The sequence below is a fragment of the Psychrobacter sp. 1176_08 genome (assembly GCF_052850615.1).
In genome coordinates, this window is record NZ_VXCU01000003.1 from 110,948 (window position 1) to 125,449 (window position 14,502).

The window sequence follows — 14,502 nt, forward strand, 5'->3', positions numbered from 1 at the left end:
AGGTCTCTTTCACCGTCTCTTACTCAGATGTTGATGCAGCAGCTGCTAGGGCTTCTTTTTCTTCTAATGCTTTTGCCTCTTTATCACGAATAGCATCACGCGCCGCCTTGTCTAATGCTTTTTGGTGTTTGATGGCACGAAGCTCATCTGCGGTTGGTGGCAAAATAGGATTGGTTTTACGTTGCAATACCCAATAATCAAAAAGCTCACGACCGATGGGGGCGGCCACGGCACCACCACCACCACCGTTTTCGACCAATACAGCAAGAGCAATCTGAGGATCATCTACAGGTGCAAAGCCATTGAACCAAGCGTGATCCCAGTGACGCGAATCTAGCGCGGCTTTATTATAACGTTTACCTTGGGCAATAGATTTGACCTGCGCGGTTCCAGATTTACCTGCTATACGATACTTTGGATTATAAGCGCGGCGTGCTGTACCACTTTTCACAGTTGCTTCCATTGCCTCATGCATGCGTACCCAGTCAGAGGGCTTACCATTATAATCAATTTTGCCATCAGGTTTGGTGATGACGTTGACTTTTGCTGCCCCGTCACTGCTTTTTAATAGGTGAGGGGTAATGTGATAGCCCTTGTTTGCCGTCATAGCAGTTGCATTGGCAATCTGTAGTGGCGTGGCTAAGAAATAACCTTGTCCAATACTGACTGAGATGGTTTCGCCAGGTAACCACCCTTTATCATAAGTGTCTTTTTTCCATTTGGGTGATGGCATGATTCCTGATTTTTCGTTGGGTAAGTCGATACCAGTCTGGTCACCAAAACCAAACCGCACCATCCAGTCATGAAGGCGCTGGATGCCCATCTCGTAGGCCAATTTATAATAATAAGTATCAACTGACATGACGATCGATTTTTTCAAATCCACTGTACCGTGACCGCCGCGTTTCCAATCGCGGAACCGATGTGAATCTCCTGGTAAGCTAAAATAGCCTGGATCGTAGATGGTGGTGTCCCAATTGCGTAAACCATAATGGATACCGCCCAAGCCTTCAAAAGGTTTAATGGTTGAGCCAGGAGGATACATACCTTGTAATGCTCGGTTGTATAATGGTTCGTCAGGATCTTCTTGTAGTGCGCCGTAGTCTTTAAAAGAGATGCCTGAAATAAAAGGATTGGGGTCATAGCTTGGGTTGCTGACAAATGCCAGTACATCGCCATTCTTGGGATCAATGGCGACAATCGCACCGCGACGTCCATCTAGCTGTTGTTGAGCCACAGTTTGTAAGCCGTAATCTAAACTCAAAGTAATGTCGTTACCAGAGACAGGCGGCTTAGTATCTAATTGCCGTAAAATATTGCCGTGCGCATCAGTCTCTACAGATTGATAACCCGGCTGGCCCAATAGAATATCTTCATAATAGTCTTCGATACCAATTTTACCAATCAGGTCAGTACCCGCGTATTTGTCTTTATCGATGCGTTTGCTCTCTTTGTCATTAATGCGGCCCACATAACCAATGACATGTGCAAACAACTCATCATAAGGATAAGAGCGTGTCAGCTTACTTTGAATAGTGACGCCGCGAAAAAAAGGCTTACGCTCGCTAAACTGAGCCAGCTGCGCCTCAGTTAAGTCGATTTTGATGGTGACAGGATCGTTCTTACTTTTGCTGATACGAGCCAAAATATCAGTAATGTCTTTGTCTGTCAGATCAAAAATAGGCGCAAGTAAATGTAGCGTGCGCTCTGGGTTTTCAACTTCGTCAGGGCTCAGCATGGCTGTAAAGACAGGCTGATTGTCTGCCAATATGATACCGTTACGATCATAAATATAACCGCGGCTGGGCGGCGCAGATATCAGTTTAATGCGGTTGTTATCTGCCTGAGTGGTGTATTTATCGTGGGCGTAGACTTGTAAATAACCATAACGCATGATCAAGCCACCCAAACCTAAAAATATTAAAACCCCAAGGATAATAATACGAGAGGTAAAAACACTATTGGTCTGTTCAGTGTTGGGAGTTAGCGGTTTATTCATATAAAGTAAAAGCCCAAACAGTCGGTGAGTCAATAAAAGAGATACATGAGCGGGTTTATGAACCAAGGTGCGGTGAGCATAAAGGATAATGCGAAGGATTTCAATCACATAGACTGATCTTGTTTGCAATTATGATGCATTAATTAAGAGGCAGAAAAGTAGAGAAATAGGTATTGGCATTTACCCGCGGATTATAGCAGAACAAATAACAGGACGCAGTATTTGACCACTTATTTTGTCACTGTCAATGGTTTCAGCAGGGATAGGCCAGTTGAAAGCTTTATCAATACAGTTAAGCGGTAAAACTTGTCATCTCTAGTCACAACTTGGCTAGGGTCTACCTGTGCTAATAGGTAGCAAGTATGCTAAAATCAGGCGATTTATTTATAGTCATTTTTTTATCTTATAGACACCATTATGGGCGGAGCGTATTTCTTAATACGTTCTAATTTGCTAAAGATAGTTTATTAGCAATGATAATCAACCAGAGGCAAGATAAGTCATGGATGCAACTTCATTGTGGCAGACGATAGCTGAGCACCCAGAGTTTTTTGCCATGTTAACCATCCCACCAGTGACGGCATTTGTTACTTGGATACATGTATGGATGGCGCTTAAAATGCTGTTCTATCCCATCAAGTTTTGGGGTATCCGTATTCCAAATTTCCCGTTTTTTGGTTTACCTGGTATTGGCTGGCAAGGTATCGTCCCACGTAAGGCTGGTAAAATATCGGGCGTCATCGTTGATCAGACGCTATCGAAGCTTGGGTCGCTTGATGAGTTTTTTCAGGCAATGGAGCCTGAGCAAATGGCGGTATTCATTACCAATACGGTTGATGAAAATCTTGAGGTATTGATTGATGAGATCATGCTGGATCATTCACCAGCCTTGTGGGGCAATCTGCCTTACGCTCTAAAGCGTCGTGTCTACGCTCAAGCGCATCAAGAATTGCCCAATATTATGCAGTCCTTGGTGACCGACCTGACTTATCATGTCGAAGATTTGGTTGATATGCGTAAGATGATTGTCAATACGATGGAGAGTGATCGTCGTTTGATGGTGAATATGTTTTTAAAAGTGGGTCAAAAAGAGATCAATTTTATTTGGCATATCAGTGCTTTGATTGGTTTGGTTTTCGGTATTATTCAGATGTTTATCTTTTTGCTGGTGCCACAGCATTGGACGGTACCGTTTTTTGCTGCGATTTGGGGCTTTTTGACCAATTGGATCGCTATTTGGATGGTGTTTAATCCAGTCGAACCGCGTTTTATTCCTTATTTAAAGCTTTTTACTGTCCAACGCCATTTCCCATTTATTAAGCCACAGATACCGCATATCGCACAGTATCGCCTACAAGGCGGTTTTATGAAGCGACAAGAAGAAGTATCTGAGGTTTTTGCTGAGATCGTCGTCAAGGATTTGGTCACACTTGAAAATATCATGAATGAGATGATGTATGGTGAACGTGCTGCACAGACGCGAGATTTGATGAAATCGCATCTCTATAAGGTACTAGAGTCGCCAGTCATTAGTACTACATTGCGTGTGGGGCTGGGTCGCCGAGAATATGGTCAATTAAAAAATACCATTATTGATAAATCTATTATTGCAACCATGGTACCGCTGCGTGATCCTGAACTGAACGAAAGCCGTGCCAGTAAGATATTTGGTCTGTTCCGTGATCGAATACGTGCATTGACGCCCAATGAGTTTCAAAACTTATTGCGTCCCGCATTCCGAGAAGATGAGATGACTCTAATTATTTTAGGGGGCTTAACAGGATTCTTGGCGGGTTGGCTGCATCTTGTCTTGGTGTTTTTTCCATCCATGCAATAATCAATAAGTTTTTTATTTTTTACACACATCAAATACAGAGTGGATACAAAAACGTGACAAGTTAACGCTAATGTACCCTGCTGTAAGTCTCTGATATTGCTGTGGCCATCGTCAACAGCAATAGCGAATATCGGACAGTTTTACTACTCCAAATTACCAATCCCTAAAATAAACAATGATCGTACTAAGGTAAACAGGGTTAGACCGTATGTTAATCACAGAATTGGGTTATTTTGCCTTGCTAGCCGCCTTTATGTTGGCGATTTTGCAGGTGGTGTTACCGACTATTGGTGTCATGCGTGATCACGTTGCTTGGCAACGTCTTGCGCCAAGTCTTGCATGGGCACAATTTGCTGCCATGATTACTTCGTTTGCTGCGCTGATGGCAGGCTTTTATTATAATGACTTTAGCTTAGTCTATGTCACTCAACATTCTAATACCTTATTGCCTTGGTACTACAAATTATCAGCGACTTGGGGTGGGCATGAAGGCTCCCTACTGCTTTGGATGACCATTATGGCGACTTGGTGCGCCTTGGTGTCTTATTTTAGCCGTGGTCTACCGTTATCCATGCGTGCACGAGTATTGGTTATTTTAGCTGGCGTGCAGGCAATGATGCTTGCGATGCTTATTTTTACGTCTTCGCCATTTGAGCGCACATTGCCCAATTTGCCTGTCGATGGCGCAGACTTAAACCCTGTATTGCAAGATTTCGGTTTAATCATTCATCCGCCCATGCTTTATATGGGTTATGTGGGCTTAGTTGTGCCATTTGCTTTTTGTATGGCGGCATTATGGGAAGGGCGTTTGGATGCAGTCTGGACTCGCTGGTCGCGTCCATGGGCATTGGCTGCTTGGGGCTTTTTGACCGTTGGTATCGCGCTTGGTTCGTGGTGGGCTTATTATGAGCTTGGCTGGGGCGGTTGGTGGTTCTGGGATCCAGTAGAAAATGCTTCTTTGATGCCATGGCTGGCAGGTACGGCGTTGCTACATTCGCTGGCAGTCACTGAAAAGCGTGGTGTATTTAAAGCATGGACAATCATGCTAGCGATTTTTGCTTTTGCACTGAGTTTGCTTGGTACTTTCTTAGTACGCTCAGGAGTCATTACCTCCGTACACTCATTCGCTGCTGACCCAACGCGTGGTCTTGTCATCTTAGTGATCCTTGGTGTGATCATCGGGGGCGGCCTATTGATGTTTGCCATACGTGGCTGGCGTTTGACGGTTGAAAGTCAATATCAGCTGATTTCACGTGAGTCATTTTTAGTCATTAATAATGTCATTCTTCTGATTGCGACCTTGGTTGTTTTACTTGGTACGCTATATCCCATTATCGCTGACTCTTTTAATTTGGGTCAGGTATCAGTTGGTCCTCCTTACTTTAATGCACTATTTGTGCCTCTTACTTGGTTGCTATTGATAGCGATGGGCATGGGGTCTAATATTCGCTGGAAAAAAGACAGTCGCCCGCTTTTGGGTGCTGGCATGATCATCGCAGTAAGCAGTCTAGTATTAGCAGCGATTATTGCCTATTTTGTCAGTCCATCAGAGATGCTCAATATTGGCGTGACCTTAGCGATCAGTTTTTGGGTACTGCTATGGATGGTCGTCGATCTTAAAGACAAGACCAAAAATGCATCCAGTCGTTTGACAGGTTTGCGTCAACTACGTCTGAGCTATTGGGGTCAACAGATAGCGCATATCGGTGTGATTATTGCTGTTATTGGTGTGGCCTTTACAACTACGTTGAGCATTGAGCGTGATGTGGCATTGGCACCAAATGATAGTGTCCATGTTCAGGGCTATGATTTTGTCGTAAAAGGTTTCCGTGAAGTCAAAGGCAGTAACTTTGATGCCACACAAGCGGAGGTGGCCATTAGCAAAGATGGTCAAGAGGTGACTACCTTATATCCTGAAAAACGTAACTTTATTATCAGTATGATGCCGATGACAGAAGCTGCGATTGACGCCACTCTTTTGCGTGATGTATATGTGGCGCTTGGTGAGCCTATCGCCGAAAACAGCAATGAATGGGCGTTCCGTATTTACGTCAAACCGCTGATTCGTTGGATATGGCTGGGTGCGCTGATTATGGCGTTCGGTGCCTTGCTAAGTATTATTGACAATCGTTATCGTATTAAGAAAACCAAGACACCGATGCAAATCATGCCTGAAAAGTCTGGCGCTCGTCCCGTCACTGAGTCTGAAATACCCGTGACAAAGATGGGAGGCAATTAAGATGAGCACGTCAAACAATTCTTCTGATCAAAAAGCTGGGCACCATGAGGTAAATAACCCTAAAACCATGAATAAAAAGCAGCTTAGATTGTGGTTTTTGATTCCATTGATCGTCTTCATTGGTTTGATTGTCATGTTATATATGCGGCTAGGACAACCGACTGATATTGTGACCAATACGGCGCTTGAGCGTCCAGTACCAGCGTTTGAGCTTCCTTTATTATCCGATACCAGCCGTATCATGACCAATGAGAACTTGCCTGACAAACCTTTCTTGATGAATATATGGGGCTCTTGGTGTCCCACTTGTGTGATTGAACATCCTTTTTTGATGCAGCTAGAAGAACGTGGTGTCAACCTGGTGGGCATCAACTATAAAGATGAGATTGGTGATGCCTTGGGATATCTAAACCGAGGTGGGGATCCGTTTTCAATGTCGATTCAGGATTTATCAGGGCAGTTTGCCTTAGATTTAGGCTTGACAGGTGCACCTGAAACGTTCGTTGTCGATGGTGAAGGGATTATTCGTCAACATATTATTGGTGAGATTAATGAGAGCAACTGGCAAAGTCGAATCGCGCCTTGCCTGATGATACTCAATGATGCCAATAATAATAACGTCAGCCCAGATACGAAGCAGATTGGGGAGGTGTGTAAGTGAAAGCCAATGTGAAGCCTATTATCTTACAGCTGGCAAGCTTAATTATAGCGTGCCTGCTGAGTGCCACAACTTATGCTGCAATTGATGTCTACGATTTTGACTCTGAACAACAAGAGGCTCAGTATCGTGGTCTTATCGAAGAGCTGCGCTGCCCAAAATGCCAAAATCAAAACCTTGCAGGTTCTGATGCACCAATTGCCCAAGACTTAAAGCAAAAGACCTACGATATGGTAAAAGATGGTCGTAGTGATGGTGAAATTCGTTCTTATATGCAGGAGCGTTATGGTGATTTTATCAGCTATAAGCCACCTGTACGCCCATCAACATGGGTCTTGTGGTTTTTCCCACCATTGTTGCTCATCGTTTTGTTGATAGGATGGTTTTGGCAAAGCAAACGGCGTCAGCTTGTTGCCAGTGGAGAGAACGGAGTAAAGGTAGAAAGTACCGCTGCTGCTCTGTCTGTTGCCGAAAGAGCTCAACTTGACCGCCTCTTATCACGTACTGATAGTGGTAAAGAAGATGATCACGATACCACAAGCCTTGAGGACAAAAAATGACCCTATTCTCTACTGTCGGCTTATTCATTGCTTTAAGCTTACTTATCGCTCTAGTATTTGCGGTAATTGCCATTATACCGTGGCTAAGAGCCTCACGTGCGCAACAAAATCCTGTGGACAATCAATTATTAGATATCAATGTTGCTGTGTTTCGCGAGCGTCTTGCAGAACTCAAAACAGATAAAGACAGTGGTGTCATTGATGACAACCACTATCAAAACCAAAAACTCGAGCTTGAGCGCCAGCTTTTGGACGCTCAGCGTGAAGTCACGCCCATGGTGGCACCTGGTATAAAAAGCCGGTTAATTATCATAGTTTGGGTGCCCGTATTGACAGCTATGGCCTATCTAATGGTCAGCGATCGTACGCCCGTATTTGAACTTTGGGCAAGCGAGGACAAAGTTGGTCAAGTTGCCGATGATTTATTGACGGGTAAAATTGATCAGCCACCAGCTTGGGCAATTGAAGATGGCACACAATTGATCAGTGCCATGCAGACCAATGTCTATCGCCATGCTGATGACCCCAATCGCTGGATGCGCTTGTCAGAGCTATTTCTGTCATTAGAAGCAACTGATTCAGCGATAGAGTCTTTATCGCGCGCGTATCGTTTATCGCCAGACAATGAAGAGATTGCCACTACTTATGCTCAGATCAGCTTCTTTGCCAATAAAGGCCAATTAGACGATAGTAGCCGCCGCGTGCTGCAAGATGTATTGGCTAAAAACCCAGACCATGAAGGGGCACAAATGCTAATGGCAATGGGAGAGGCACGTAGTAATAACTTTGAGCAAGCACAAGGCTGGATTAAGCGTCTGCGTGGTAATATTGCAGCCAAACCAGGCGACCATTCTCAAGCGCTACAAAGTTTAGATGAATTAAGCGCCAACGTGAGCGCGCAGCAACAGCAAGCCTCTGAAGGTGTTGAGGTGACAGTGAGAGTTAATGCAAGCTTGCTGCCACTGGTAAAAGGTGATGATGTATTGTTTGTTGCGATACGTGATGTAAAAGGTGGGCCACCATTTGCTGCTAAGCGTCTACCTATCAGTGTGATCAAACAAGGTGAAGCAGTTATTAGCTTAAGTGATCTTGATGCCATGATGCCAGAACGTACCTTGCAATCTGCCAGATCTGATAAAGTGCAGCTAGCCGTTATCGCTCGTATTAGTCATAGTGGTACAGCAAGCGCAGAATCAGGAGATCTATCGGGTAACCCGGTTGTGATTAGTGCTGATCAAGACCAAGTCAATGTGGAAATTAATCAGCAAATACCATAAGATGTCTGCTGTTAATGCACATTGCGAATGCCTTGTTGCACGTTAAACGAGCGTGCAACAACGTTATATGAACAGATAAGTCATAGCAACTTATCACAGCAATCGTGAAAATACTTGAGGTTTGTAGAGTCACAAGGTAAGGTGGTTCTGCAATCAACCAATCCCAAAGTTTTATCAATCCCAAAATCCTATCTATTAAGGAGAGTCGCATAATGATGCGTATTATTTTGCTAGGTCCACCAGGCGCTGGTAAAGGCACTCAAGCCCAGTTTATTTCTAAAGAATTTGATATCCCACAAATCTCAACTGGCGATATGCTGCGTGCAGCGATCAAAGAAGGCAGTGAGCTTGGCAAACAAGCCAAAGATATCATGAATGCTGGCGGTTTGGTTTCTGATGACCTTATTATTAACCTAGTGAAAGAACGTATCGCTAAGCCTGACTGTGTCAACGGTTGTATCTTTGATGGTTTCCCGCGTACTATTCCGCAAGCCCAAGCGCTTGCAGATGCAGATGTCGCGATTAACCATGTGGTTGAAATCAGTGTTCCTGATGATGAGATTGTGAACCGTTTGTCTGGTCGTCGCCAGCATCCAAATTCAGGTCGTGTTTATCATATTCATCACAATCCACCTAAGCAAGAAGGAATTGACGATGTGACTGGTGAAGCCTTGATTCAGCGTGAAGACGATAAAGAGTCGACGATTCGTGATCGCTTGGCTACTTATCATGAGCAAACGTCAGCCTTGGTTGGTTTTTATCAAGAAAAAGCTGAAGAGGGCGATGACGCGCCTAAATACAATAAGTTTGATGGTACACAAGGTATTGATGACGTTAAGCAGCAGATTTTGTCTGCATTAAAAGGCTAATATCCTACGATATACCAGCTGTCATAAAAATGAGACCTCGACTTTATACAGTCGGGGTTTTTTTATTGAAAGCTCATTGACAGTTTTTTTCAAATTTAATGTCAAAACATAACTAAAAAAAAGCCGCCTACCCAAATAGGTAGGCGGCTTTTTGTCAAATGTATCACTGCTACAGTCAATACATTCTCACATCAATAATTAAGCATTGCCTTCAGCATCTACTTGAGCTTGCTGTTGGCTTTGTGCGTATGCTTGATCGAAGTTTACTGGTGCAAGCAATAGTTGCGGGAAACTACCACGTGTCACGATATCACTGATGACTTCACGAGCATATGGGAATAAAACGTTAGGGCAGTATGCACCCAAAATTTGACCAATTTGATCTTCAGGAATATCTTTTAATAAGAAAATCCCTGCTTGATGGACTTCGGCAATAAATGCAGCTTCATCAGCATTTTTAGCCGTAACGCTTACTGTCAAAATGATTTGATAATGATCGTCATCAAGTTTTTCAGCATTGCTTGAAAGGTTGATATCAAGCTCTGGGTTCCACTCTTTGGTGAATACTTCAGCGCCTGGTACTTCAAGTGACATATCTTTTACGTAAATGCGTTCTAATGCCAATTGTGGTTGTGCGTCAGCCATGATAATTCCTCTAAAGTTAAATCAAATAATGGATCAAACGGTCGTTTTATAAAATAACATTGTAATATAAATCGAGAGTGTATCTCGACATTTTTTAGCATTGCCTTCTATTCATAATCTGTCCATCTTTACCTAGATGAAGACAGACAGTCAAGAAGAATGATCAATTAACCCGCTAGTAGTTCGTCAAGCTTGCCTTGCTGGTTCATTTGATTCAGCTCATCAAAGCCACCAACAAAAGTCTCACCAACAAAGATTTGAGGAACCGTACGATAGTTATTGGTTTTTTTCATCAAAGCTTGGCGCTCTTCACTGCTCATGTCGTGCATACCAATCTCTTCGTAGTTAACACCTTTAGATTGTAGCAATTGCTTAGCGTTTGAGCAGTATGGGCAGATAGGGGTCGTATAGACTTTAACAGATACAGTCATGATAAATCCTTATTTATAAGTTTATGAGGTAACCCTGTTGTTATAAACAATCATTGGATAAAAATTATTATAAGCCGTTACCGTCAGTTAGGTTTGTTGATACTCAGTATTAAAGTGGGGATAAGCCTTATAAATTCAAGTTAAGCGTATGTAAAAGGTTGAACAGTAGCATAAATGCCACATAAAAAAAGACACCTCTTAGTAAGGTGTCTTTTTTACGCGCCTATTAATTAACTCATTAACGATCAACTCTCAAATAGCCGCTAGACAAATAACTACCAGTTAATAAACCATCAAAAAGTACGTATTCGGTGCTTTGTCTAATCATTTATGCAAACTTGGTTTGGCTTTGCCTTTATTTTTAGACGATACATCCTTTGGACCAACCAATGGCATACCAGCACCTTGCCAGCCACCAACGCCACCGTCTAAGCGGTAAACATTTTCTTTACCAATCATCTGAATCGCAGCGCCTGCTTGCACACCCATATCACAAATAATAATCACAGGCTGCTCAATTGCGCGAATCTCACTGACACGATCTTTTAGCTCAGAAAAAGGTATGTTGCGACTGCCTTGAATATATCCTGTGGCAAACTTCTTTTTGTCGCGAATATCAATGATCTGCGCGTTTTGAGAGTTAACCATCATACCAAGAGTGTTGGGCGATATTTTTCTGCCGCTACGTTTGTTCTCAATGGCAAAAAACAGTATAGCAAGCACGGCTAATATACCAAATAAAAACGGGTGGTTGCCCACAAATTCCAGCGCACGATCCAAACCATACCTCCAAAAAAATAAGTGTTCTATTAAGCTGAGAAGACAGCCTAACGAATTGAACAAGGCGCTATTATACCGATAAGGTCGTCTATAGTAAACGTGTGATGACCACCCTTGCGTTTAACCCTTAATAAAGCAATGCTTAGTAAGGTTTGGTATCCGCTTCTTCTCTGAGCGTAACCAAGTTTTCAACGCGGCGTTGCAAGACTGTACCATCAGCCACTGCTTGCCAAAGGGCGCAGCCTTTACTGTTATGGGTATGGCGACAGTCACGGAATTGGCAATCGCCAGCCAGTGGCGCAAGCTCAACGAAGCCTGAAATGATGTCATCAGGGGTCAAATGCCAAATACCATATTCACGAATACCGGGCGTATCAACGATACCGCCTTGGGTTAAATCGTCTGGATTGAATGGTAGCAAGCGGCTAGTCGTCGTCGTATGTTGTCCAAGTTGAGAGTTTTCAGAGATGACATTGACGCTTTGACCTGAGTCAGGCAATAGCGCATTGATCAAACTGCTCTTACCAACGCCCGATTGGCCAGCAAAGATAACCAGCTTTTTGTCTATGTAGCGCTTTAATTCATCAAGGCCTTTTTGCTCATCACTATCCGCAATGTTTTCAGGGCAATCAACAGAGGTCAGCACATTTTCGTACCCGAGGGCGGCATATTGCGCCAGCAGCTTATTGGTATCGACGCCATTTTCTTGTGCCAATAGATCGGCTTTGTTTAAGACCAATAATGGCTTGACGCCCGCATGATGGCAAACAACCAAGTAGCGATCTATGAGCGTAGGAGCAGCAGCTGGCAGGGGCGCGAACACGATAGCAAGGATGTCAACATTGGCAGCAACCGGCTTGAGCTTATGATAACGATCTGGGCGCGAGACAAGAGAGGTGCGTGGCTTAACCGCTTCAATACGTCCAAAGCCCGTATTAGAATCCGCGCTCCAGCGCACATGATCGCCTGCCGCAAGCATAGGCAAGTTGGTGCGCACATGACAGCGCCAGATATCGCCCAATTCAAGAGTCTGCCAGAACGGCTCTGGATCATCAGGCGCAATCTCCGGCTGCACGGGTATCACGGCTGGCAAGCTGGTCACTTGGACTTCTAGCTGCTTGCCATAATGCGCCATGACTACACCATCCATCAAACTGTCATCGATGCTATCTTGACTTGCCAGCTGTTGCTTGTCAATACGACGAATCTGTTGCTTGGTGAGTTTGCGTTGCCGGATTAATGCCATGGGTTTTGACCTATTAAAAAAATATTGCTAAGTGTAGCGTGAAAATTTGCTAACATACAGCCTAAAGCGCCTATGACAGACAGTGGTTTTGTAATGTTTTACTTATTCTAAACCCACAGGCGCTCAGTAATTTTGTCTCAAACTTCATTGAACATAGGATATTTTATGACCACCGGCGACCATCCCAATAAGATTAAAATCAAAAATCAAGGCAAAAAAGGGTTGGTATGGATTGACCTAGAGATGACCGGACTCGATACCTTAAACGATGAGATTATCGAGATTGCTACCGTTGTTACTGATGAGGATTTGAATGTCCTTGCTGAAGGCCCTGTTTTTGCGATTAAGGTATCGGATCAAGTCTTAAATAAGATGGATGATTGGAATACCAAGCAGCATGGTCAGTCAGGATTGGTCGATCGTGTACGCCGTAGTACCGTGACGCTAGCAGAAGCAGAAACTGAAACGCTTAAGTTTTTAAACAAATGGGTCGATAGTGGTAAATCGCCCATGTGTGGTAACTCTATCTGTCAAGATCGCCGCTTTATGGCGCGTCAAATGCCAGAGCTTGAGAAGTTCTTTCACTATCGCAATCTTGATGTGTCTTCCATCAAAGAGCTTTGTTTCCGCTGGCGTCCTGATATTTTGAGAAGTTTTGAGAAAGGTGGCAGCCATTTGGCATTGGATGATATCCGTGACTCTATTCGTGAGCTAAAACACTACCGTCAGCATTTCTTTAAATTGATGCCTTAAGACTAATAAGAAAAAAACCATTTGCAGAGATAGTAACGTATGACTGGTACAAATTTTTTTTGCTTGCTGTGGCGTTGCTGACAGAGGCTGCAAAAAATTTATTCCAGTCACACTCTCAATCCCAATGTATCGCTTCTAAAATAAACTAGCTATCGGCCTATCGGCTAAAAAAATGGAAAGAAGCAGTCATCAAAAGAGGGTCTGTTGCATAAACGACAGACCCTCTTTATTTTAGAGTAAATTGTGTTAGAGCAAATCGTTTTGAAGTGAACGCACGCTACTAAAAGATTTTAAAATTAAATTCTATTAGATCAAATTGAGCGTCATCGTTTGAGTTTTGTGGCGAAGTAATGACCCCAATCACGGCACTGACTGTTGATTGACGTTTATCTTTATCGAACAGACGCCAATCACCAAGTACATACCGTTTTTTACCATTAGCGATTGGGTGAATAGCGGGTCTGTGGGTGTGCCCGTGTAGTAAGGCATCATTATTTGTCATGACGGTAGCGACTGCATCATCATTAACATCCATAATATAAGCCGCTTTATTGGCATTATTTTGCTGACTGTTTTTACGCATTTTATCCGCGATGGTCAAGCGTTTTTCTAAGGGTTTATTGAGCAAATACCACTGTGTCATACGATGACGCATGACTCGGCGAAACAGCTGATACTTTTTATCATCAGTGCACAAGGCATCGCCATGTTCTAAGCGATAGTTTTGCTGTCCGACTGTTAAGTTATAAGGCTCTTCAATCAACTCACCACCGAATAAATGACAAAACCCTCGACCCAATAGAAAATCACGATTGCCATGCATAACCAGTATCTCACAGCCCTGTATGCGCAATTGTTTTAACTTAATGATAAGGGGCGTCAACCAATGCCCTTGACGTGCCTCATCTGACCTTTTCTCTTTTAATAGGGACAGATACACATCATCACCCAGCCATACCTCAAACCAATCACCTAAAATGAATAAGCGTTTGAGCGCGGGTAGAGCAAGGCAGTCATCAAGCAGCGCCAAAAAAGCCTGCACTAAGGCAGGCTCATCTAACGATAAATGCAGGTCGCTAATCAAAACTTGCCGTACCTCATGAGGTCGGGTCGTGATTAAATGATTAAAACTTTGCATTTATCTGGGTCCTTATAACTTATCGAATAACGAGTATTACCCAACAAGCTTTATTGAGTAATACTCATGA

Annotated in this window: 13 protein-coding genes; 7 read left to right on the forward strand and 6 right to left on the reverse strand. The window is 43.4% G+C overall.

The genetic code is table 11. From position 1 onward, the window contains the following. Positions 1-19: 19 nt before the first annotated feature. The gene (gene mrdA, locus FW759_RS04825) at positions 20-1,999 is read right to left on the reverse strand and encodes a penicillin-binding protein 2 (RefSeq protein WP_062845077.1); all 1,980 of its coding nucleotides are present in this window, start codon (positions 1,997-1,999) and stop codon (positions 20-22) included. A gap of 502 nt (positions 2,000-2,501) precedes the next feature. Here mrdA and FW759_RS04830 point away from each other — a divergent pair. The 6 genes from FW759_RS04830 to adk all read left to right on the forward strand — a co-directional run bounded on the left by FW759_RS04830 (position 2,502) and on the right by adk (position 9,439). Then, complete coding sequence (locus tag FW759_RS04830) at positions 2,502-3,836, forward strand: hypothetical protein (protein ID WP_062845076.1); 1,335 nt, start codon at positions 2,502-2,504, stop codon at positions 3,834-3,836. 208 nt (positions 3,837-4,044) lie between these two features. Further along, a complete protein-coding gene (locus FW759_RS04835) occupies positions 4,045-6,075 on the forward strand; it encodes a heme lyase CcmF/NrfE family subunit (RefSeq protein ID WP_062845075.1) in 2,031 nt (676 codons plus the stop codon). Position 6,076: 1 nt separating this feature from the next. After that, complete coding sequence (locus tag FW759_RS04840; RefSeq protein WP_446442355.1) at positions 6,077-6,736, forward strand: DsbE family thiol:disulfide interchange protein; 660 nt, start codon at positions 6,077-6,079, stop codon at positions 6,734-6,736. Further along, positions 6,733-7,293, forward strand: coding sequence for a cytochrome c-type biogenesis protein (locus FW759_RS04845; protein WP_084387324.1), 561 nt, complete (start codon positions 6,733-6,735; stop codon positions 7,291-7,293). The genes FW759_RS04840 and FW759_RS04845 overlap by 4 nt, the downstream gene beginning before the upstream one ends. After that, positions 7,290-8,570 carry a c-type cytochrome biogenesis protein CcmI gene (gene ccmI, locus FW759_RS04850; protein ID WP_062845073.1) on the forward strand — a complete coding sequence of 427 codons (1,281 nt, stop codon included), beginning with the start codon at positions 7,290-7,292 and terminating at the stop codon, positions 8,568-8,570. The genes FW759_RS04845 and ccmI overlap by 4 nt, the downstream gene beginning before the upstream one ends. A 212-nt stretch (positions 8,571-8,782) precedes the next feature. Beyond that, positions 8,783-9,439 carry an adenylate kinase gene (gene adk, locus FW759_RS04855; protein WP_095570184.1) on the forward strand — a complete coding sequence of 219 codons (657 nt, stop codon included), beginning with the start codon at positions 8,783-8,785 and terminating at the stop codon, positions 9,437-9,439. Positions 9,440-9,637: 198 nt separating this feature from the next. Here the strand turns inward: adk and secB are convergent, their stop codons facing one another. The 4 genes from secB to rsgA all read right to left on the reverse strand — a co-directional run bounded on the left by secB (position 9,638) and on the right by rsgA (position 12,541). After that, positions 9,638-10,084 (reverse strand): protein-export chaperone SecB, encoded by a 447-nt coding sequence (gene secB, locus FW759_RS04860; RefSeq protein WP_062845071.1) that lies wholly within the window; start codon positions 10,082-10,084, stop codon positions 9,638-9,640. Positions 10,085-10,251: 167 nt separating this feature from the next. Beyond that, positions 10,252-10,515 carry a glutaredoxin 3 gene (gene grxC / locus FW759_RS04865; RefSeq protein ID WP_062845070.1) on the reverse strand — a complete coding sequence of 88 codons (264 nt, stop codon included), beginning with the start codon at positions 10,513-10,515 and terminating at the stop codon, positions 10,252-10,254. A 324-nt stretch (positions 10,516-10,839) separates the two neighbouring features. Further along, the gene (locus FW759_RS04870) at positions 10,840-11,295 is read right to left on the reverse strand and encodes a rhodanese-like domain-containing protein (RefSeq protein ID WP_062845069.1); all 456 of its coding nucleotides are present in this window, start codon (positions 11,293-11,295) and stop codon (positions 10,840-10,842) included. 142 nt (positions 11,296-11,437) lie between these two features. Then, positions 11,438-12,541, reverse strand: a complete 1,104-nt coding sequence (rsgA, locus tag FW759_RS04875; RefSeq protein WP_446442356.1) for a ribosome small subunit-dependent GTPase A — start codon at positions 12,539-12,541, stop codon at positions 11,438-11,440. 165 nt (positions 12,542-12,706) lie between these two features. Between rsgA and orn the strand changes: the two genes are divergently transcribed. Continuing rightward, positions 12,707-13,294 (forward strand): oligoribonuclease, encoded by a 588-nt coding sequence (gene orn / locus FW759_RS04880; protein ID WP_446442357.1) that lies wholly within the window; start codon positions 12,707-12,709, stop codon positions 13,292-13,294. Positions 13,295-13,574: 280 nt separating this feature from the next. Here orn and FW759_RS04885 read toward each other — a convergent pair whose 3' ends face one another. After that, the gene (locus FW759_RS04885) at positions 13,575-14,432 is read right to left on the reverse strand and encodes a UDP-2,3-diacylglucosamine diphosphatase (protein WP_443571382.1); all 858 of its coding nucleotides are present in this window, start codon (positions 14,430-14,432) and stop codon (positions 13,575-13,577) included. Between the last annotated feature and the right edge of the window lie 70 nt (positions 14,433-14,502).